19 protein-coding genes are annotated in these 17,289 nt (G+C 70.3%); 4 read left to right on the forward strand and 15 right to left on the reverse strand.

The window, feature by feature from the left end; all coding sequences use genetic code 11:
- Window positions 1–79: 79 nt before the first annotated feature.
- Complete coding sequence (locus tag ACFPIH_RS07570; protein WP_381169464.1) at window positions 80–1,363, forward strand: alginate lyase family protein; 1,284 nt, start codon at window positions 80–82, stop codon at window positions 1,361–1,363.
- A gap of 51 nt (window positions 1,364–1,414) precedes the next feature.
- Here the strand turns inward: ACFPIH_RS07570 and ACFPIH_RS07575 are convergent, their stop codons facing one another.
- The 5 genes from ACFPIH_RS07575 to ACFPIH_RS07595 all read right to left on the reverse strand — a co-directional run bounded on the left by ACFPIH_RS07575 (window position 1,415) and on the right by ACFPIH_RS07595 (window position 5,501).
- Window positions 1,415–2,347 (reverse strand): sugar kinase, encoded by a 933-nt coding sequence (locus tag ACFPIH_RS07575; RefSeq protein WP_381169466.1) that lies wholly within the window; start codon window positions 2,345–2,347, stop codon window positions 1,415–1,417.
- Between the two features lie 134 nt (window positions 2,348–2,481).
- Window positions 2,482–3,255, reverse strand: coding sequence for an amino acid ABC transporter ATP-binding protein (locus ACFPIH_RS07580; protein WP_465270366.1), 774 nt, complete (start codon window positions 3,253–3,255; stop codon window positions 2,482–2,484).
- Complete coding sequence (locus tag ACFPIH_RS07585) at window positions 3,252–3,902, reverse strand: amino acid ABC transporter permease (protein WP_381169468.1); 651 nt, start codon at window positions 3,900–3,902, stop codon at window positions 3,252–3,254. The genes ACFPIH_RS07580 and ACFPIH_RS07585 overlap by 4 nt, the downstream gene beginning before the upstream one ends.
- Window positions 3,902–4,645: an amino acid ABC transporter permease gene (locus ACFPIH_RS07590; protein WP_381169470.1), complete on the reverse strand. Its 744-nt coding sequence runs from the start codon at window positions 4,643–4,645 to the stop codon at window positions 3,902–3,904. Before ACFPIH_RS07590 ends, ACFPIH_RS07585 begins: the two co-directional genes overlap by 1 nt.
- Before the next feature lie 49 nt (window positions 4,646–4,694).
- The gene (locus ACFPIH_RS07595; RefSeq protein WP_381169472.1) at window positions 4,695–5,501 is read right to left on the reverse strand and encodes an ABC transporter substrate-binding protein; all 807 of its coding nucleotides are present in this window, start codon (window positions 5,499–5,501) and stop codon (window positions 4,695–4,697) included.
- Window positions 5,502–5,717: 216 nt separating this feature from the next.
- On the opposite strand from ACFPIH_RS07595, the gene ACFPIH_RS07600 reads away from it, so the two are divergent.
- Window positions 5,718–6,530, forward strand: coding sequence for an IclR family transcriptional regulator (locus ACFPIH_RS07600; RefSeq protein WP_381169474.1), 813 nt, complete (start codon window positions 5,718–5,720; stop codon window positions 6,528–6,530).
- Here the strand turns inward: ACFPIH_RS07600 and ACFPIH_RS07605 are convergent.
- From ACFPIH_RS07605 to ACFPIH_RS07620, 4 genes are all read right to left on the reverse strand, one after another.
- The gene (locus tag ACFPIH_RS07605) at window positions 6,517–7,329 is read right to left on the reverse strand and encodes an IclR family transcriptional regulator (protein ID WP_381169476.1); all 813 of its coding nucleotides are present in this window, start codon (window positions 7,327–7,329) and stop codon (window positions 6,517–6,519) included. The genes ACFPIH_RS07600 and ACFPIH_RS07605 overlap by 14 nt on opposite strands.
- Before the next feature lie 190 nt (window positions 7,330–7,519).
- The gene (gene dmpG, locus ACFPIH_RS07610; RefSeq protein ID WP_381169478.1) at window positions 7,520–8,533 is read right to left on the reverse strand and encodes a 4-hydroxy-2-oxovalerate aldolase; all 1,014 of its coding nucleotides are present in this window, start codon (window positions 8,531–8,533) and stop codon (window positions 7,520–7,522) included.
- A complete protein-coding gene (locus ACFPIH_RS07615; protein WP_381169480.1) occupies window positions 8,530–9,504 on the reverse strand; it encodes an acetaldehyde dehydrogenase (acetylating) in 975 nt (324 codons plus the stop codon). Before ACFPIH_RS07615 ends, dmpG begins: the two co-directional genes overlap by 4 nt.
- Window positions 9,501–10,394 (reverse strand): 2-keto-4-pentenoate hydratase, encoded by an 894-nt coding sequence (locus tag ACFPIH_RS07620; RefSeq protein ID WP_381169482.1) that lies wholly within the window; start codon window positions 10,392–10,394, stop codon window positions 9,501–9,503. The genes ACFPIH_RS07615 and ACFPIH_RS07620 overlap by 4 nt, the downstream gene beginning before the upstream one ends.
- A 185-nt stretch (window positions 10,395–10,579) precedes the next feature.
- Here ACFPIH_RS07620 and ACFPIH_RS07625 point away from each other — a divergent pair, with 185 nt between their 5' ends.
- The gene (locus tag ACFPIH_RS07625) at window positions 10,580–12,181 is read left to right on the forward strand and encodes an FAD-binding protein (protein ID WP_381169484.1); all 1,602 of its coding nucleotides are present in this window, start codon (window positions 10,580–10,582) and stop codon (window positions 12,179–12,181) included.
- Between the two features lie 51 nt (window positions 12,182–12,232).
- Here the strand turns inward: ACFPIH_RS07625 and ACFPIH_RS07630 are convergent, their stop codons facing one another.
- Both ACFPIH_RS07630 and ACFPIH_RS07635 read right to left on the reverse strand, forming a co-directional pair.
- Window positions 12,233–12,826: a TetR/AcrR family transcriptional regulator gene (locus tag ACFPIH_RS07630; RefSeq protein WP_381169486.1), complete on the reverse strand. Its 594-nt coding sequence runs from the start codon at window positions 12,824–12,826 to the stop codon at window positions 12,233–12,235.
- 68 nt (window positions 12,827–12,894) lie between these two features.
- A complete protein-coding gene (locus tag ACFPIH_RS07635) occupies window positions 12,895–13,764 on the reverse strand; it encodes an alpha/beta fold hydrolase (protein WP_381169488.1) in 870 nt (289 codons plus the stop codon).
- A gap of 163 nt (window positions 13,765–13,927) precedes the next feature.
- Here ACFPIH_RS07635 and ACFPIH_RS07640 point away from each other — a divergent pair, with 163 nt between their 5' ends.
- A complete protein-coding gene (locus ACFPIH_RS07640; protein WP_381169490.1) occupies window positions 13,928–14,797 on the forward strand; it encodes a VOC family protein in 870 nt (289 codons plus the stop codon).
- A gap of 68 nt (window positions 14,798–14,865) precedes the next feature.
- Here ACFPIH_RS07640 and ACFPIH_RS07645 read toward each other — a convergent pair whose 3' ends face one another.
- The 4 genes from ACFPIH_RS07645 to ACFPIH_RS07660 are packed head-to-tail and all read right to left on the reverse strand — an operon-like array spanning window position 14,866 to window position 17,253.
- Window positions 14,866–15,054, reverse strand: a complete 189-nt coding sequence (locus ACFPIH_RS07645) for a ferredoxin (protein WP_381169492.1) — start codon at window positions 15,052–15,054, stop codon at window positions 14,866–14,868.
- A gap of 15 nt (window positions 15,055–15,069) precedes the next feature.
- On the reverse strand, window positions 15,070–15,882 hold the full coding sequence (locus tag ACFPIH_RS07650; RefSeq protein ID WP_381169494.1) for a mycofactocin-coupled SDR family oxidoreductase: 813 nt from the start codon (window positions 15,880–15,882) through the stop codon (window positions 15,070–15,072).
- 7 nt (window positions 15,883–15,889) lie between these two features.
- On the reverse strand, window positions 15,890–16,111 hold the full coding sequence (locus ACFPIH_RS07655; RefSeq protein WP_381169496.1) for a hypothetical protein: 222 nt from the start codon (window positions 16,109–16,111) through the stop codon (window positions 15,890–15,892).
- On the reverse strand, window positions 16,108–17,253 hold the full coding sequence (locus ACFPIH_RS07660) for an amidohydrolase family protein (RefSeq protein WP_381169498.1): 1,146 nt from the start codon (window positions 17,251–17,253) through the stop codon (window positions 16,108–16,110). Before ACFPIH_RS07660 ends, ACFPIH_RS07655 begins: the two co-directional genes overlap by 4 nt.
- Window positions 17,254–17,289: the final 36 nt, after the last annotated feature.

Below are 17,289 nucleotides of genomic sequence, written 5' to 3' on the forward strand. Positions count from 1 at the left end.
ACCGAGCCGCCGAGGACCCGAATCACCCGGGACACGAATCACCGAACCGTACGTTCACCTGCACGAACGGAGTGGACTGATGAGCGCACGAGCACGCCTGAACGTCCTCCTGGTGGCCCTGGCCGCGTTCACCGCCGGTGCCCTCCCCACCGCCTCGGCGCAGCCGGCGCCACATCCCGCGCCCAGGGTGGCGCACACCGCCGTACTGGACGGCTTCCGTCTCCAGCAGACCAAGCTCCGTCTTGATCGCGGCGACCCCCGACTGCGCCGGTCCGTCGCGGTGTTGACGGACCGCGCCGACCGGTGGCTGGGCCAGGGACCCTGGACGGTCGTCGACAAGCCCAGGCCCGCGCCGGGCGGCGACGTCCACGACTACCTCAGCCAGGCCCCGTACTGGTGGCCCTCCCAGTCCCCGACCACCGACAACCCCTGGGGCTGCCCGTACGTGCAGCGCGACGGCGAGCGCAACCCCGAGGTCGACTCCGGCACCGACCGCCAGGACGTCGAGAAGACCTTCGACGCCGCGTACGATCTCTCCCTCGCCTGGTACTACACCGGAAAGAAGCGGTACGCCGAGAAGGCCGGGCAGGTACTGCGCACCTGGTTCCTCGACCCGGCCACGAGGATGAACCCGAACCTCGACCACGCGCAGTTCATTCCCTGCAAGTTCGACGGTCGCGCCATCGGCATCATCGACTTCTCGCAGTCCTTCACCAGCGTCCTCGACGCACTCGCCCTGCTGGACACCGGCGCCCCGGGCTGGACCAGGACGGACCGCACCGGCATGGCGAAGTGGAACTCCGACTTCCTCGGCTGGCTCAGGAACAGCGACTTCGGCAAGGAGGAGGGCGCCGCCACCAACAACCACGGCGTCTTCTTCGACATGCAGCTCGCCGGCCTCGCCTACGCGACCGGCGACCGGGAGCTGGCCCGCCGAACGGTCCTGGACGCCCGGAGCAGGCGCATCGCACCGCAGGTCGCGTCCGACGGCAGCCAGCCCCAGGAACTGACGCGGACCAGGAGTTGGCACTACTCGACCTTCTCCCTGGTCGCCCACACCCGGCTCGCGGCCATCGGCCGGCACGTCGGCGTGAATCTGTGGACGTACCGGGGTCCGGACGGGCAGAGCCTGTTCAAGGCGGTTGACTATCTACTGCCCGCCGCGACGGCATCCGCCGCCTGGCCGCATCCGGAACTCGAATTCCACCGGTACGCGGCGACCGACATCGTCCACGCGGCCGCCGATGCCGGAGACACCCGGGCGCGCAAGGCGGTTGCGCTGCTGGAGGAACCGCCCGGGGGCGACCTGTGGAGCCTGCGTCCGGCGCCGGAGCAGCTGGATTCCATCGCGCAGTCCGGCTGACTCCGCCGCTTCACAGGTGACTCCTCCCGCGGAGCCCTTCCTGACGCTATGTCAGGTCAGGTGCAGCGCCGACCAGGCCGCGTCGTCGAGGGCCAGGTGGCGGTCGAGGGTGTCGCGGGTCAGGACGGTGGGGACGTCCTCCCGGGTACCGAGTGTCGCGGCGGCCGCCAGGTGGCCCAGGCGCAGTCCGCTCGCGGGGGTGCGGCCTTCCAGGAGTGCCGCGAGGTAGCCGGCGGCGAAGGCGTCACCGGCTCCGACGCGTTCGACGACACGGGTGGCCGGCGTGGGGACGAAGGTCTCCTCGCCGCCGGTGCCGTACACCGTCGCTCCGTGCCCGGCGTCCTTGACGACCAGTACCGGGCCGGGCCCGAGGAAGTCGCGGACCTCGCGCGCCGTGCGGGTGCCCCAGAGGGTCTCGGCCTCGTCGCGTCCGACGAACACGAGGTCGGCGCCGCGGGCGAGGTCCCTCAGCACGGGGGCGGCGTCGGCCGGGCGGTGCCGCCACAGGGCCGGGCGGTGGTTGACGTCGAAGGAGATGACCGGCCCGGGGACGGCCCGCCGGGTGACGAGGTGGGTGACCAGGTCCGCGCAGCTGTCCGACAGTGCCGCGGTGATGCCGGACAGGTGCAGCACGCGGGCCCGGTGGAGCATCGGAAGGCTCGCCAGGCCGGGGTTCATGGCGGTGGCGGCGGAGTCCCGGCGGTAGTAGTAGGTGCCGGTGCCGTCGGGTCCGGTGTCCTTGAAGTAGACGCCGGTCGGCCGCCCCGGGTCCGTCTCGACGGCGGAGACGTCGACGCCGCGGGAGGTGAGGTCCTCCAGGACGCGCCGTCCGAGCGGATCGTCGCCCACCCTGCCCAGCCAGCCGGCGCTGTGCCCCAGGGCGACCAGGGCACAGGCCACGTTGGACTCCGCTCCGCCCACGCTCAGCGCCAGTGCTCTCTGGTGCACGAGGGGCCGGGCGTCCGGGGGGCTGAGTACGGCCATGGTCTCTCCGACGCACACCACGTCGGCCCGGGGTCCGGAGCCGGACGGCGCGCGCGGAGATGGAGGCGGGATGCGCACGGGGGTTCCTTCCGCGGGTTTTCGGCACAGCTGGGTCAGGACGGAAGGAAGGCCCCTCAGGTGTCGAGGACGCGGTGCAGGAACTGCTGGGTGCGCTGTTCGGCCGGACTGCCGAAGACCTGCTCGGGCGAGCCCTGTTCGAGGACGACACCGCCGTCCATGAACACGACGCGGTCGGCGGTGTCCTTGGCGAAGCGCATCTCGTGGGTGACGACGACCATCGTCATGCCGTCCTCGGCGAGGGAACGCATGACGCCGGTGACCTCGCCGACGAGTTCGGGGTCGAGGGCGGAGGTCGGTTCGTCGAAGAACATGATCGCGGGGTCCATGGCGAGCGCCCGGGCGATGGCGACGCGCTGCTGCTGTCCACCGGAGAGCTGTGCGGGGTAGGCGTCGGCCTTGTCGGCGAGCCCGACCCGGGTCAGGGCGGCCCGGCCACGCTCCTCGGCCTGCGCGCGCGAGAGCTTCCTGACCTTCAGCAGGGCGAGGGTGACGTTGCCCAGCGCGGTCTTGTGGGGGAAGAGGTTGAACTGCTGGAAGACCATCCCGACGTGCCCGAAGATCTCGGGGGCGCGCTTGCGGTCGTGCAGGGGGACACCGCCCACCCACACCTCGCCGCTGTCCGCGCGCTCCAGGTCGCACATGATCCGCAGCAGGGTGCTCTTGCCGGAGCCGCTGGCGCCGATGAGGACGACGACCTCGCCCGGCTCCACGTCGATGTCGACGCCCTTGAGGACCTCGAGTTCGCCGAAGCGCTTGTGCACGCCGGACAGGGCGATCCGTGAGGTGGTCACCGCCTTCTGCTGGGCGGCGGGGTCGGTGATCATCATGCGGTGACAGCCTTTCGCTCCATGTGCCGCACGAGCAGCGACAGCGGGTAGCAGATGAGGAAGTACAGGGCGGCGACGGCGGCGTAGGACGTGGCCGGGTCTCCCACCCGGTCGATGACGGCCTGTCCCTGGCGGACCAGTTCGACGTAGCCGATCACCACGGCGATCGAGGTGTCCTTGATCAGGGAGAGGTACTGGCCGACCAGCGGGGGAAGGACGATCGCCCGGGTCTGGGGGAGGATGACGCTCAGGAACGTCCGGGCGCGGGGCAGGCCCAGCACCCGCGCCGCCTCCCACTGGCCGCGGGGCACCGCCTCGATGCCGGCCCGGAAGATCTCCGCGATGTAGGCGCCCTGGTAGAGGGTGAGGGCGAGCAGGGCCGCGCCGAAGACGGTGATGCCCATCAGGCCCAGGTAGGCCGCGCCGAAGTAGAGGAAGAGCATCTGGATGAGCAGCGGTGTGCCGCGGAAGACCTCCAGGTAGCCCCGGGCGAGCTGGGCGAGGACCGGGATGCGGCTGGTGCGGATGGCCGCGACGGCCAGTCCGAGGAGCGTTCCGGTGGCGATCGCCGCGATCGACAGCAGTACGGTGGCCCACAGCCCGGAGATGTACAGCTCGCGGTTGGACCAGATGACCGGCCAGTCCATCAGGCCTCCTTCCGGACGGGACCCGTGGGACGGGCCGGCAGCAGACGGCGTACGGCGTCCAGCGGGCGAGGCCGCGCGGAGGGGCGCAGCGGAGGTTTGAACGCGACGCGTCCGACGAGCCCGGCCACGAGGACGACCGCGTTGGTGAGGACCAGGTAGAGCACCGCGGCGATGCCGAAGACCTGCACGGTCAGCAGACTGCGGGAGTTGATGACCATCGCTGTGCCGGTCAGCTCGGGGACGGAGATGGCGGACAGCAGCGACGAGCCCAGGATGATCTGGACCAGTTGGTTCACCACGGCGGGGTAGACGTTGCGCAGGGCCTGCGGGAGCACCACGTACAGGAAGGTGCGCACCGGGCTCAGGGCCAGCACCCGGGCGGCTTCGCGCTGGCCGCGCGGCACGGCCTGGATGCCGGCGCGGAAGATCTCGGTGAGGTACGCGCCGACGTTCACGCCGAGGGCGAGCACTCCCGCCTGCACCGGGCTCAGCCGAAGGCCGGCCGACGGCAGCGCGAAGTAGGCGACGAACATCTGCAGCAGCACGGGCGTGTTGCGGATGACCTCGACGTAGGCAGCGGCGGGCGCGCGCAGCACCACGGAGCGGGATCGGCGGGCGAGCGCGCCGAGCAGACCGAGGACGAACGCGAGCGCGAAGGCCTCGAGCGACAGCTTCAGGGACAGCCAGGCCGCGTCGAGATAGGTGGGCCAGTCCCGGAGGGCATAGCTCCAGTCAACGAACATGGGACTCCTCCACAGGGCGGCGGCAGGGGGGCCGCCGCCCGGCCGGGACTCAGTAGGACGGGTTGAGCGGGAAGACGCGGTCCACGCCGAACCACTTCTTGTAGAGCGCGTTGGCCTGCCCCGAGGTGTTGAACTCGCGCAGCCATGTGTCGACCCACTGCAGCCAGGTGGCGTCGCCCAGCGGAACGCCGATGCCGTTGTACTCCAGCGGTACGACGGAGTCCTTGGTGACCTTGAGGGAGGGATCCTGCTTGGCCTGGAAGTTGAGGAAGTTGGAGTCCTCGACCATGGCGTCGGCCTGACCCTGCTTGACGGCGAGCACGGCGGCGGAGGAGGTGTCGTACTCCTGGATCTTCGCCTGGGGGTTGCCGGCCTTGACCGCGTCGCCGTTGGTGGATCCCTTGGTCACCGCGACCGTCTTGCCCGAGAGGTCCTTCAGGGTGGAGATGCCGCTGGCCTTCTTCACCAGCATCACCTCGCCCGCGACGATGTAGGGGTCGCTGAAGGCGACCTGCTTCGCCCGCTCGGCCGTGGTCGTGAAGTTGCAGACCACCGCGTCGACCTTCTTGGTCTGCAGGTTGGGAATGCGGTTGGCGGACGTGGTGTCGACGATCTTGACCTTGACGCCGAGCGCGGTGGCCATGGCGGTGGCGACGTCGACGTCGAAGCCCTGCGGCTTGTTGTTCTTGTCCATCGAGCCGAACGGCGGGAACGTCAGGCAGCTGGCGACGTTGAGGGTGCCGCGCCTGATGACTTCCTGGAGCGTCGACGACTGCTGGTTCGCAGCCGAGGTACCGCTGCTGGAGCTGCAGGCGGCGAGCGATGCGACGGCGGTCACACCGATACAAATCGCCATCAGAGAGCGGGTACCGTGACGAAGTCTCATCACATGCATTCCCTTCCGGGAGGGTTTGAGGGTGGGCCTGAGCGGCCGGAGGGAGTTTTGCAGTGCAGAACATCGTTTCGCATTGCGCTGCGTTGCGGAGAAGCTAGCCCGGGGCACCACAGCAGTCAACGGCGGATTTCAATATGTAACATTCCGTTTTGCAATGCAGTACGGTACGGTCCCCGGGTGACTACTGACGCCCCCGAGGCCCGGCGCAACGCCTCGTCGTCCCTGCGGCGCGCGCTGAGCATCCTGATGTACCTGGCCGAGGACGACAGCCATCCACAGGGGACCTCGCTCACCCACCTGGCGGACGGTCTGCAGATGAGCAAGAGCACCGTGCTGCGGCTCGTCGGCCCGCTGCGGGACAACCGACTCGTGGACCAGGATCCGGAGAGCGGCCATTACCGGCTGGGGCCGCAGAACGCGCTGCTCGGGCAGCTCTACCTGGAGCGGCTCGACATCCGGCGCACGGCATCGCCGCTGCTGCACGCGCTCGCCCATGAGGTGCGCGAAGCCGTGCACCTGGTCAGCTTCGACCCTCCCGAGATCGTCTACATCGACAAGGTCGAGAGCCCCCAGGCCGTACGCATGCACTCCCGCATCGGCGGGCGCCAGCCGGCCTACTGCACGGCCACCGGCAAGGCGTTCCTGGCGCACGCCGCGGACGACGTCCTGGACAAGGTGATGGTGGCCGGCATGCCCGCACGCACCCCGGCCACCATCACCTCACCCGAGCAACTGCACGCCGAGCTCGCCCGCATCCGTGAACGCGGCTACGCCGTCGACGACGTGGAGAACGAACGCGACATCCGCTGCGTGGCCGCACCCGCGTTCAACCACAGCGGGGCCGTCGTGACGGCGGTGAGCATCTCCGGCCCGGCCTCCCGCGTGACCCACGACCGTCTCGCGGAGATCGGCAGGCAGGTCACCGAGACGGCCCGGGCCCTCACCGACCGGCTGGGCGGAGTCGTTCCGACGCAGGTCAGTGGAGAATGACCCGATCCTGCCGCGCGGACTCGAAGAGTTCCTCGGACACGGCCCGTACCGTGTCGACCACCACCGGGGCCACCAGTTCCAGCGAGGAGCGGCCGTCCCCGACCACGGATATGGCCCCGACCGGCCCGTCCGGTCCGCGCAGGGCGAGGCCGACGCAGCCGAGGTCGGGGAAGCACTCCCCGCGGTCGATCGCCAGTCCGTTGCGGCGGCGCACCATGCCGAGTTCCCGGTGCAGCTGGTCGAGGCTGCCGATGCTGTGCCGGGTGCGGCACTCGATCGGCTGCGCGTACCGGGCGTCGATCTCCTCGGGGCTCAGCCAGGCCAGCATGGCCTTGCCGAGTCCGGTGCAGTGCGCGACGGCCCGGCCCCCGACCCTCGACGGGATGTCCACCGCGGCCCGGCCTCCCACCTTGTCCAGGTAGTAGACCTCCGGCCCGTCCAGCACCGCCAGGTGGACGACCATCCTGGTGCGGACGGCCAGTTCCAGAAGGTGCGGCGCGGCGGCGGCCCGCAGCGCGCTGTGGCCGATCTCCCGTCCGCCGAGGCCGAGCGCCCGCCTTCCCAGGGTGTATCCGGCCACGGTATGGCGCAGCCAATCCAGACGGACCAACTGGTCCAGTATCCGATGGGTGGTCGAGCGGGGCAGTTGCGTCCGACGGGAGACCGTTTCAAGTGTCAAATGGGTCTGCGGACGTTCGAAAAGGTCCATGATCAGCGTCACGCGCTCCATCATCGACGGAGGCAGTGCCTGCCCCTCGACCTCGGACGATCGCGGACTCAGGCGAAGGGCAGACGTCATCGTCGGTGCCTCTCTGCTCAAACTGAAATCAATTCTAGTTCGGCGCCGTCGTCAACGTACCAACGCTCCGGGCCGCAGAGAAAGAGTCGTGCACCGACTTATTGGGGCGATCGGTCTATTCTTGGGAGGGGCGCAAAAACGTACCGCTCCCCGGAAGAGATCTTCCGGGGAGCGGTACGTCCTGTCGGCCTCAGCCGTGCGTGAGGTCCAGGGCGATGTCCACGATCATGTCCTCCTGGCCGCCGACCAGTCCGCGCCTGCCGACCTCCTCCAGGATGGTGCGGGCGTCGAGCCCGTACTGTTCCGCCGCGGCCTCGGCGTGGCGCAGGAAGCTGGAGTAGGCGCCGGCGTAACCGAGGGTGAGGGTTTCCCGGTCGACGCGTACCGGGCGGTCCTGCAGCGGGCGCACCAGGTCCTCGGCGGCGTCCTGGAGGGCGTAGAGGTCGCAGTCGTGCTTCCAGCCGTAGAGGTTGGCGACGGCCACGAAGGGTTCGATCGGGCAGTTGCCCGCTCCCGCGCCCTGTCCCGCGAGGGACGCGTCCACCCGGGTCACCCCCTCCTCCACCGCGACCACGGAGTTGGCCACCGAGAGGGAGAGGTTCTCGTGCGCGTGGATGCCGATCTGGGTGTCCGGGTCGAGTACGTCCCGGTAGGCGCGGATGCGGTCGCGGACCCCGTCCATGGTGAGCCGGCCGCCGGAGTCGGTGACATACACGCAGTGGGCACCGTAGGACTCCATCAGCTTGGCCTGCCCGGCCAGGACGTCCGGGGGCGCCATGTGACTCATCATCAGGAAGCCGGAGACGTCCATGCCGAGGTCACGGGCGGTGTGGATGTGCTGGGCCGCGACGTCCGCCTCGGTGCAGTGGGTGGCGATGCGCACCGAGCGGACTCCGAGGGAGTAGGCCCGCTCGAGTTCGGCGATGGTGCCGATGCCGGGCAGCAGCAGGGAGGTGAGGACGGCACGGTCGATGGCGTCGGCGGCTGCCTCGATCCACTCCCAGTCGGTGTTGCTGCCGGGCCCGTAGTTGAGGCTGCCGCCGGCCAGACCGTCGCCGTGGGCGACCTCGATCGCGTCCACGCCCGCCCGGTCGAGGGCGGCGGAGATCCGGCCCACGAACTCGGGCGTGATCCGGTGCCGGATGGCGTGCATGCCGTCCCGGAGGGTGACGTCCTGCATGTAGAGCCTGCGGGTGGCGGTCACTGGGTCACCTCGGTGGTCAGTCGCCGGGCGATGCGCTCGGCGACCCGCAGGGCGGCCGAGGTCATGATGTCGAGGTTGCCGGCGTAGGCGGGCAGGTAGTGCGCGGCGCCCTCCACTTCGAGGAAGACGGAGACCTTGGTGGTGGGCCGCTCGGAGGTGCCCTCGGGCAGGAGGGTGTGGATCGGATCGCCCACGGGGACCGGGGTGAACTGGACCTGCTGCTTCAGCCGGTAGCCGGGCACGTACTCGGCGACCGCGGCCACCATCTCCGTCACGGAGGTGCGGATCGCGTCGTGATCCGCGTCGCCGATCAGGCAGTACACCGTGTCCCGCATGATCAGCGGCGGTTCGGCCGGGTTCAGGACGATGATCGCCTTGCCCCGGCGGGCGCCGCCCACCTTCTCGATGGCGCCCGCCGTGGTCTCGGTGAACTCGTCGATGTTGGCCCGGGTGCCGGGTCCGGCCGACTTCGAGGCGATCGACGCGACGATCTCGGCGTAGGGCACCGGGGTGACACGGCTGACCGCGTGGACGATCGGGATGGTCGCCTGGCCGCCGCAGGTGACCATGTTGAGGTTGCCGACACCGTTGTCCACAGCGTTGTCGGCCGCGTCCAGTTGCTCGTCCAGGTTCACCGGTGGCACGACGTACGGACCGATGGCCGCCGGGGTGAGGTCGACCAGGCGCTTGCCGTAGGGCGCGAGCTTCTTGGCGTTCTCGACATGGGCCTTCGCGGAGGTGGCGTCGAAGACGATCTCGATGTCGTCGAAGCCGGGCATGCGGATCAGACCGTCCACGCCCTCGTGTGTGACGGGCACCTTCAGGCGGGCGGCGCGTGCCAGGCCGTCCGAGTCCGGGTCGATGCCCACCAGCGCGGCCATCTCCAGGGTGTCGGACAGCCGCAGCACCTTGATCATCAGGTCGGTGCCGATGTTGCCGGAGCCGATAACGGCCACCTTGGTCTTCGTCATCCGTGCTCCTTGATTTCGTCGGAGTCGTCGGGATCCTTGGCCTTCTCCGGGTCGTTGGCCTTCTCCGGGTCCTTGGGCGAGAAGGTCGCCGTCACCGGGCCCAGGCCCGACATCTCGGCCCGTACCTCGGTGCCCGGCGGGGTGGGGACGAGCGGTCCGAGGGCTCCGGAGAGCACGACCTGTCCGGCGCGCAGCGGATCGCCGAACTCCCGGGCGGTGCGAGCCAGCCACAGCAGCGCGGCGAGGGGGTCGCCCAGACAGGCCGCGCCGTCGCCCTCGGACGCGAGCACGCCGTCGGCGTACAACCGCATGGTCACGTCCCGGGGTTCGAACTCCGACAGCCCGACCCGCTGCCGGCCGAGGACGAACAGGCCGCTGGACGCGTTGTCGGCGACCGTGTCCGTGATCGCGATGTCCCAGTCGGCCACTCTGCTGTCCACGATCTCCAGCGCGGCCACCGCGTGTCCGACCGCCGACCTGACCCGCTCGAGGTCGAGGTCGGCGTCGTCCAGATCGGCGGCGAGCAGGAACGCGATCTCCGCCTCCACCCTCGGCTGGAGCAGCCGGTCACTGGGGACGGCCGGCAGATCGGTGACGTCCATGTCGTCCAGCAGGACCCCGAAGTCGGGCCGGTCGACCCCGACCTGTCGCTGCACCGACTCGGACGTCAGCCCGATCTTGCGGCCGACGACCCGTGCCCCGGCGGCGATGCGGTCGCCGACGACACGCTGCTGAACGGCGTACGCGAGGCCGATGTCCCGCGTGCCGAGCAGGTCGCGCACGGGTGCGCACGGCTTTCCGTCCCGGGCCGCGCCCGCGAGTCGCGCGGCTGCCTCGGCCACGGCGGCCGCACGGTCCGCGGCGGCCTTCGGTTCCCAAACGTCTGTCATTCCCATCCTCAACTCGTGCCTGTCTCCAGCCTGGGCGGCCGTCGCCCTGGGCCGTGGGGAAGGTTCCGCTCACCGGGACTGGGAAGCGGGCCGCGGGCGGTCTCGCTGAGCGAGATGGCCGAACAGCACGGCGCAGGCGGCTCGTTACCGTCCTCGGGCGAACCGCCGGCATGCATGAGGAGGTCATGGTGAGCGTCAATGAGGATGCCTACGACGTGATCGTCGTAGGGTCGGGCGGAGGTCTGGTCGGGGCCTATGTCGCTGCGGCACGCGGTCTGCGCACGCTCGTCGTCGAGAAGACCGACCGCGTGGGCGGCACGACGGCGTACTCCGGCGCGGGCCTGTGGTTTCCGGGCTCCGCTCCGCTGCGCCGGGCCGGCCTCGGGGACGACGTGGAGGACGCCCGGGCGTATCTGCGCGACGTCGTCTGCGACCCTTCGCGGGAGGCGCTCCAGGACGCGTATCTGGCGGCCGGGGCCCGGCTGATCGACGAGCTCGAACAGAACCCCTGGTTCCGGTCGTTCGTGCACGGTCCGGTTCCCGACTACTTCACGTCGAGCCCGGGAGCCTCGCCCACCGGGCACAGCGTGTTCCCGCCGCCCCTCGAACTGGTGGAGATCAAGGAGCACGCCGGGCTCGTCCGCAGCTCGCTGCCCACCGAGCGGTGGGGTTTCGACGAGGGCCCGGTCGTCTCCGGCGGCCGTGCGCTGATCGGCAGGGCGCTGGCCGCGTTCCTGGAGACGGGCAACGGCACCCTGCGGCTGAACACCGCGCTGGAGTGCCTGCTCGTCGAGGACGGCAGGGTGGTCGGGATCGAGGCCGTCAGCGAAGGTGAGCCGGTCCGGATCCGGGCCTCACGGGGCGTGCTCCTCGCGGCCGGCGGCTTCGAGCACGACCGCGAGCTGCGCGAGCGGCACCAGTCCCCGCTCACCGGGGAGTGGTCCAACGGCGTCCTGGCCAACACGGGTGACGCCCTGCGCGCGGGCATCGCCGTGGGCGCGGCCACCGACCTGCTCGACGAGGCGTGGCTGGTGCCGGGGCTCGTCCAGCCGGACGGGCTGCCCGTCTTCCACACGGGCACCCGGGGCGGGATCTGGGTCAACGGCGCGGGCGAGCGCTTCGTCAACGAGACGCGGCCGTACGACCAGGCCGGACACGAGATCCTGCGCCTGCACGCCACCACCGGTGTCAGTCACATCCCTGCCCACTGGATCCTCGACCAGCGCCAGGTGGACCGGGACAGCTTCGGCGGGCCGCCCGACGAGCCGGTGCGCCCCGAATGGCTGGAGTCGGGCGCGCTGAAGAAGGCCGACACGCTGGAGGAACTGGCACGGCTGATCGGTGTCCCGTTCGACGCGCTGAGCCGGACCGTCAAGGAGTTCAACGGGTACGCGCAGACCGGGGTCGACGAGATGTTCCACCGCGGTGAGACCGTGTGGGACCAGATGTTCCACCACATCGTCCCCTTCGCCGCCGACCCCCGGCAGAACTTCCCCGCGAAGCCCACGCCCGACTGGCCCAACCCGCTGCTGCTGCCGATCGACACCCCGCCGTTCTACGCCGCGACCGTCGTCCCGGCCGACATCGGCACCAAGGGCGGCCTGAAGACCGACGAACACGCGCGCGTGCTGCGCCCGGACGGCCGGCCGATCGCCGGGCTCTACGCGAGCGGCAACACCGCGGCCGCGATGTCGGGGCGGGTCTATCCCGGCGCGGGGACCCCGATCGGTTCCAGCATGGCCTTCGCCTACCTCGCGGTCCTGGACATCGCCGGCGCGGAGGACTGACCTCACGGCTGTGCCCGGGACGCCACGAGCGTCCCGGGCACAGATGCGCGTTCAGGCCGCGGCGATCAGCCGCGCGGCCAGGCGCAGGTCCGCCTCCCCCTGCTCGGTGGAGATCTCCTCGGTCAGCATGGCCACGAACAGACCCCACCAGCCGTAGACGAGCAGCCGCACCCTGCTGCGGGCGGTCTCCGGGTCCGCACGGCCCCCGAGCAGGCGCAGGATCCTCTGTCCCAGGGCGCTGCGGACGACGTCGATGCGGGCCGGGACGACGCTCGCGTACTCGGTGAACGACGACAGCGCCACCGCGGAGGCCAGCAGGGGGCTGTCGAGCAGCTTCGCACTCAGTGCGATGAGCGTGTGCGCCACCTCGGCCGCGGGGTCCACCGGCTCGTCGACGGTGGCGGCACCCTCACGGCCGCCCTCGCGACCACCCTCCCGGCCCCCGAGGAACTGCTCGATGTGCCATTCGAGGACCGCCAGGAACAGATAGGGCTTGGACGGGAAGTAGCGGTACAGCGTGGCGATCGCGACGCCGGCCTCCTTGGCCACATCGTGCATCTGCACGCTGGCGAGGCCTTCGCGCGCGCCGAGTTCGGAGGCCACGCGCAGGATACGGACCCGGCGGGCGGCTTGGCCCCTCGACATCGGGGCAGCAGGTTGCCGTACTTCTGCGGGTCTCGCCACGTCGTCGTCCCCCAGGTCGTCGGGTGCACTCAGGTGGACTCGGGGCGGGTCAGGAAGGCCAGCACGGCGCTCTCCCAGGCCGCCTTCTGCTCGATCATCGCCCAGTGCCCGCAGTCGGGCAGCACGTGCAGTTCCGCCTTGGGGATGGTGCGCATCGGCAGCAGGGCGTTCTCCAGAGGGGTGACCCGGTCGTCGCGGCCCCAGGTGAGCAGGGTGGGCGCGGTGATCTTGTGGAGGGCGGCCCAGATCGGCTGGTCGGAATGGGCCTGGGCGGCCGTGATCGCGGCCATCGCCTGACGGCCGTAGATCCGGCGGGACGCCTCCAGTGTCTCCGGCTCGGTGGCGCTCGCCCAGCGCTCCTCGATCAGTTCCTCGGTGAGCAGGGCCGGGTCGTGGACCATCGCGCGCAGCCACTGCAGGAGGTTGTCCCGGGTGGGGTTCTCGGCGAACTCCACGAGCAGGTTCAGCCCCTCGCTGGGCGCCGGGGAGAGGATGTTGCGGCCCACGCCGCCGATGGTCACCACCCGCCGGAACAGGTCCTTGTGGGCGACGGCCAGTCCCACGGCGACGAACCCGCCCATGGAGTTGCCGATGACGTCGACGCGGTCGAGGCCGAGGCCGTCGAGGAAGCGCAGCACCGCCTTGGGTCCTGCCGCCATCGGGTTCTCGGCGGTCGGGTCGCTCACCCCGAAGCCGGGGAACTCCAGCGCCAGGCAGCGGAATTGCCGGGCGAGCACGGGCAGGTTGCCCCGGTAGTTGCGCCAGCCGGTCACACCCGGCCCCGACCCGTGCAGCAGGAGCAGCGGGGGCCCGTCACCCGCCTCGTGGTAGCGCAGCGTGCCCTCGTCGGTGCGCAGTTCGCGCAGGGTGTCCTCGTACGAAAGGGAGGTGAGTGTCATGTCTGCACCGTCCCACCCGGGCGGAGCGTGCGGCCCCGTGTCTCCCGATCAGTGGGACGCTCCCGGCGGCGGGGGCGCCGGGCTGTCTACCGTCACGGACATACCGATTGCCGGGGGCCCGACGGGCCGCCCCGGACCTGACCAAATGTGAGGGGAGGGCCTGATGGGTGTTCGCTCACTCGGGTACCTGCGTCTGGAGTCCAACGACCTCGACAGGTGGAAGGCGTTCGGAGCCGACTTCCTCGGCCTGATGCCCGTCGAGGGCGATGCCGAGTCGCTGTCCTTCAGGATGGACGACTACCCGGCCCGGATCGTGGTCTCCGCGGGGGCCCAGAACGGAATGACGGCGCTGGGCTTCGAGGTTCTCGACGAGCGGGAGCTGGCGCGCCTGGTCGCGGACGTCGAGAAGGCCGGCATCAAGGTGACGGCCGGCACCGACGCCGAGGCGGCGCAGCGGAAGGTCACGGGCTTCGTCAAGTTCAACGACCCGGGCGGCAACGCGGTCGAGCTGTTCTACGGCACGGTCCTCGACCATGTGCCCGTGCTCACGCCGCTGGTCTCGAAGTTCGTCACCGGCGACATGGGCTTCGGACACGCCATCGTCTCCGCCGAGGACGCGCGGACCACGTTCGACTTCTATGTGAACGTGCTCGGCTTCATCGAGCGCAACACCATGCGCTCCCCCGCCGGCACGACCTGGTTCATGGGCTGCAACCCCCGCCACCACACGCTCGGTGTCACACCGATGCCGGGTCCCGGGCGGCTGCTGCACTTCATGGTCGAGGCCGCGACCCTGGACGACGTCGGGCGTGCCCTCGACCGGGCCGCCAAGTACGAGGTGCCGATGATGCACTCGCTCGGCAAGCACACCAACGACCGCATGGTGTCGTTCTACGTCTGGTCGCCGGAGAACTACGCCGTCGAGTTCGGCTGGAACGGCCTGAAGGTGCCGGAGCCCGTCCCCGTGTACGAGATCACGGACGGCGCGTTCTGGGGCCACCACTTCACCCCGCCGCCTCAGCCAGCCGGCTGAGGACACGCGCACGGCTGAGCCCCACGGTCCGCGGACCGTGGGGCTCAGCCGTCTCACTCGACGTCGTCTCACTCGACGGTGATCGCGCGCTCCGGGCAGGCCGACTCCCCGTCACGGGCGGCCTGTTCGCGGTCCTGCGGGACTTCCCCGTCGATGGGCAGCGCATAGCCGTCGTCGTCCAGGCGGAAGAGCCCGGGTGCCGCCGCCGCGCACCGCGCGTGCCCCGAGCAGGACGACGTATCGATGGTGATCTTCACGTAACCACTCCTGTTCTACGGCTTGTTGGTCGACCCCGCGTCCACGGTGAACTGGAGTCCCGTGACGTACCGTGCCTCGTCCGAGGCCAGGAACAGGACGGCGTTCGACACGTCCCTCGGTTCCACGAAGGGAGCCAGGGGGTTCATCGCGGCGAGGGCGAACAGCGGCTCCCGCGCGGCGAGTTCCTCGATGGGAACGCCCACGGTGATGCCCGTGTCGCTGACCCCGGTGGGGTGCACGGTGTTCACCCGGATGCGGTGCGGGGCGAGTTCGTTGGACAGGGCCTTCATCAGACCGACCACGCCGTGCTTGGAGGCCACGTAGTGGGCGTACGGCACATGGCCGCGGATTCCGGCGGCCGAGCTGGTGATGACGATCGATCCGCCCTCCCCCGCCTCGATCATCCCGGGGATCGCGGCGCTCGCGGTGTTCCAGGCGCCCTTGAGATTGACGTCGACGACGACGTCCCAGGCCTCCTCGGACAGTTCCCAGGCGGCACCGATGCTCATGACGCCGGCGTTGGCGACGACCACGTCGAGCCGCCCGAACTCCGCCTGTGCCGCGTCGACGGCGGCCCGTACCTCGGCCACCGAGCGGACGTCGGCCTGTACGGCGACACACCGCCTGCCCGTCGCCCGTACCAGCTCCGCCGTCTCCTCCAGCTGTTCCTTCGACGCGAGCGAGTACGGCAGTTCGTCGCTGATGTCGTGGCAGACATCGGTGACGACGATGTCCGCGCCCTCCTCGGCCAGTCGCACGGCATGGGAGCGGCCCTGCCCCCGCGCCGCTCCCGTGATGAGCGCGACCTTGCCCTGCACACGTCCCATGGCGGCCTCAGTCCTTCGTACGGTCGGTCGTCAGTTCCGCGGCGGCCTCGTGCAGCGCGCGCAGCCGGGACTGGAGGAGTTCACGCTCGGCCCGTTCGGACCCGCCGAGTACGGCCAGGCGTGCGTCCGTCTCGGCGATCTCCGCCAGCAGCCGGCCGTGGGCCTCCTCGCGGGTGAGCAGGTCCAGGTCGGTCCAGTCCGAGCGCTCGGACTCCGGACGCCTGCTCATGCGGGGAGGTTGTAGAGGCGGCGGGTGTTCAGTTCCACGATCTGGTGCACCTCGTCGTCGGGGACGTCGGCGAGGACCTCCGCCGCGTAGGCCCGGCTCTTGGGCCAGTAGGAGTCGGAGTGCGGGTAGTCGCACTCCCAGGTGATCTTGTCGATGCCGACGTGGTGCCGTACCTCGACGCCGAACCGGTCGTCGATGAAGCAGCCGTGGAAGTGCCGGTGGAACAGTTCCGAGGGCCGCACGCTCTGGTTGACGTTCTGGTAGAAGCGGTGCCGCTCCCAGGTGCCGTCGCTGCGTTCCAGCAGATACGGGATCCAGCCGATCCCGCCCTCGGACAGCCCGATCTTCAGCTTCGGGTGCTTGTGGAGCACCGGGGAGAACAGCAGATCGGCGGTGGCGTACATCGCGTTGCAGCCGAAGAGGGCGATCGTCACGGCGAACGGGGCCTCCGGGGCCGTCTTCGGCGGCTTGCCCGAGGTGCCGAAGTGCAGACAGAGCGGCAGCCCGGTCTCCTCGGCCGCCGAGAACACCGGGTCCCAGTGGTCGGTGTGGAAGGAGGGCAGACCCCGTGGGGAGGGGTTCTCCGGGAAGGAGATCGCCTTGGCCCCCTTGGCCGCGGTGCGGTGGATCTCGGCGACACAGGCCTCGACGTCCCACAGCGGCAGGATGACCAGGGGGATGAGCCGGCCCGGCGCGGTGGGGCACCACTCGTCCAGCACGAAGTCGTTCCACGCCTGGACGCACAGCCGGGCGAGTTCGCGGTCCTGTCCCTCCAGGAAGACCGTGCCCGCGAAGCCCGGGAAGGACGGGAAGCTCAGGGCGCCCCACACCCCGTCCAGGTCCATGTCACGCAGCCGGGCCTTGGGGTCGTAGCAGCCCGGGATCATCTCGTCGTAGCGCGTCGGTTCGAGTCCGAACTCCTCGGGTGTCTTGCCCGCGACGGCGTTGAGGCCGATGTAGGGGTAGACCCGGCCCTCGTAGACCCATACCTCGGCGGGCGCCTGTCCCTCCCCCCGTGGCTGCTCCACGATGCGCGGTCCGGCCTCGCGGAGCCTCTCGGGCAGCCGGTCGGACCACAGTCGCGGGGGCTCGATCAGATGGTCGTCGGTCGACAGCAACTTCATCCATGGCTGCAGCGGCATCCTTGCGCTCCCTCGGTTCTCGGAGACTCTCTAGCA

Origin of the sequence: Streptomyces vulcanius (assembly GCF_042653945.1) — a bacterium.
GTDB lineage: Bacteria > Actinomycetota > Actinomycetes > Streptomycetales > Streptomycetaceae > Streptomyces > Streptomyces mangrovi.